This is a genomic window from Okeania sp. (assembly GCF_983059655.1).
The window spans coordinates 1-2,575 of sequence record NZ_CEZPJD010000982.1 but is presented as its reverse complement, the minus strand read 5'-3'; the positions used below and the strand labels follow the sequence as shown (position 1 = coordinate 2,575).

The window sequence follows — 2,575 nt, the reverse complement described above, 5'->3', positions numbered from 1 at the left end:
CGAGTTGATAAGAAATCACCCCATCCTTTTTTACTAGCATTAATTTTGACTGGAATATTAGCTGCTGAAGCATATCCCAATCTGACTGAAACAGCAATTGCCGCTGTTAAAGTACTTCAATCTCAACAGTTAGAAACAAACACCAAAATTAATCCTAAAGCTAATAAATTTGCTAACCTTATCAAATCTGCAACAGAGATGAAAATCAATGATCAGACAGAAATATCTCAACCCTTTTTTCTCAAAAAAAAATCTATCAATCAGATACTCACTGTTAACGAACCTTCCATTCATCAAAATTTTGATGGGATAAAAAAAATCGGTAAACCTACTCTAGAAAAAGTGGAAAAATTTGCCGATAATGACGAAAGAATACCTGATTATATAGTTGATGCTGTTCGCGAAGATTTAAGTAATCAAATAGGTATTTTGCCTGAAAATATTAAGGTAACTCAAATTAGTCAAAAAACTTGGCCTAATACTTGTTTAGGACTTGCAAATAGTAATGAATTTTGTGGGCAAAGATTAGTAGAAGGTTGGTATATTATCTTGTCTGATGGTAATGATACCTGGGCTTATCGTACAGATGATAAAGGTAAATCGATTAGAGTAGAAGCAAAAAATAAAATATAGTTCTCATCAGTTATCTATATAATTACTAAACACTTTAAATGGAAATTCCATAAATAGATTGTGTTGCACCACATTTTGCTACATCAAATAAAATATCTGAGAATTGCAGAGCTATAATTAAGTTTAGTATTATGAAAATCTATCGGCAATTATCGCAGTTTTCAATTCTATAGATGACTACATTAGTTAAAGCTTCTATGGACTACTCTCTACTCCCTAACTCAAAATAATTTTGTAAGTCTACTTAAATGAATTGTGCTGTAAGTTTGCTTTCATAGAGAAAGAAAAATCTTCAAATATACTTTAGTCGGTCTTAAAAATAATATAGTTTTATAGCAGAAAAAATAAGGAAGAGCCGAAGGAAGGAAAATATGGCATTGTCTTAATTTTAAGCTTTTGATCTGTCTTAACATTTCTTTTGACTAATATATTAAGAAGTGAAGTTTTAATTTGAACAAAAAGACAATATCTCAAGTATTTAGAGATTCTAGTTTCAACAGACCTACTCTATCAGAAGTAGTTTATGATTAATAATTTAGTTTTAAGTTTTAGTAGATACAAACAAGAATTTTGAAAAAATTGATAACAGTAAAAAAAGTAAACTCAAAGCTGCTATTACTTAAAGTAAAATTTTAGAGCTATGCTAAGTAGTCTGAGCCTGAAAAATTACTTTAAAAAAAATAGTAAATGTCGAAAACCTGAAACATTCTTATTTTGCAAATACTCTCTAATCTTGAAGAGATAGTGGTTCAGAAAAATTGAATATTAAAATGGAGCTAAGCGGACTCGAACCGCTGGCCCCCTCAATGCCATTGAGGTGCTCTACCAACTGAGCTATAACCCCTAATCAGAAGTACCTTTAGCTTATTATAAACTAACTACTTTTTTTTGATTAGCATCCTAACTATACCAGAACTTCTAGATTTTACAGATACTTTATCAAAAATACTTATTTTTATTTTACTTATATATAGGAATATTTTATATCTTTCGATTAATTAATACTAACGCCCATCTAATCTTATACTGAAACTCTAAGAATTTTTTCTGAGAACAAAAACAATCAATCCCTGAGCTATTCTTCAAAATTACCTAACTATTTTAGTCATCTGAAACAGAAGTAGATATCCAAAATTTAAGGTCTTTACTCAGTCTCGGAGGTATATTGCTGAAAAACTTCGCAAAACTAAGTCTTCTAATCGAGGACTTCACAACTACTCTATAATACGATAGTAAGGTTAAACTTAGATAAAGTTTGTGCTAAGACCACAAAAATTAATCATAATTCTTAATATTTGATTAAATAATGTTAGTAGTAAATATTATGGCTTTTCTACTCCCCCAGTTAATTTTAGGCGCTTTTTTACCAGAGTTACCACTTGATAGTTTATTTTCTACCCAAGGAATAATGGTAATGCTACTAGCAGCTTATGCTGTAGCTATGTGGATGTTTCTTACTAGCGCCCCGAAAGTTTACACAATCATGGTTTCAGACTTAGCCATTGCTCAACAGTTTTATGAAGGAATGCTTGATTTACCAGTAGCAGAAGTACCTTTACATTACTACTATAATTATGAACAAACATTAGGCACAACAGGTATAGATCCACTTTATCTATCAAGCGATTATTCCAGACCAAGTACTACTAATCAAGGAACAGCCGTTTCAGATGGTTTATGGTATCAATTGATGAAAAATACTCAGGTACATATTATTAGTGGAGCAAGTCTAGGCACAAGAAATAACCAACGTCATGTCTGCTTTGATAAAGATTGTTTAGAACAAATATTAATGCGTGTACAAATGCGAGGTATTAAATACAAAATTAGAAGGGAAAGGCCCCTGAATTTATTAGTTAAAGACTGGAATGGTCGAGTAATAGAAATAGCTGAAGTCAAAAACTAATACCATTTATCAAAAATTTTTCTACATTTTCTTTAG

General features: G+C 30.8%; 1 protein-coding gene, 1 tRNA gene and 1 pseudogene. 2 read left to right on the top strand and 1 reads right to left on the bottom strand.

Features of this window, described 5'->3' with window-relative positions; translation table 11 throughout:
• Positions 1 to 633: pseudogene (locus AC3DU7_RS30895) on the top strand (hypothetical protein); the annotation flags it as partial.
• 771 nt (positions 634 to 1,404) lie between these two features.
• On the opposite strand, the gene AC3DU7_RS30890 reads toward AC3DU7_RS30895, so the two are convergent.
• Positions 1,405 to 1,477 (bottom strand) — tRNA-Ala (locus tag AC3DU7_RS30890).
• Between the two features lie 462 nt (positions 1,478 to 1,939).
• Between AC3DU7_RS30890 and AC3DU7_RS30885 the strand changes: the two genes are divergently transcribed.
• Entirely contained in the window at positions 1,940 to 2,539 is a 600-nt protein-coding gene (locus tag AC3DU7_RS30885) for a glyoxalase-like domain protein (RefSeq protein WP_488043058.1), read from the top strand.
• The last annotated feature ends 36 nt before the right edge of the window (positions 2,540 to 2,575 follow it).

Bases quoted from the DNA above. Each gene is read 5' to 3' on its own strand.
- AC3DU7_RS30885 (WP_488043058.1), top strand. From the start codon at position 1,940: ATGTTAGTAGTAAATATTATGGCTTTTCTACTCCCCCAGTTAATTTTA.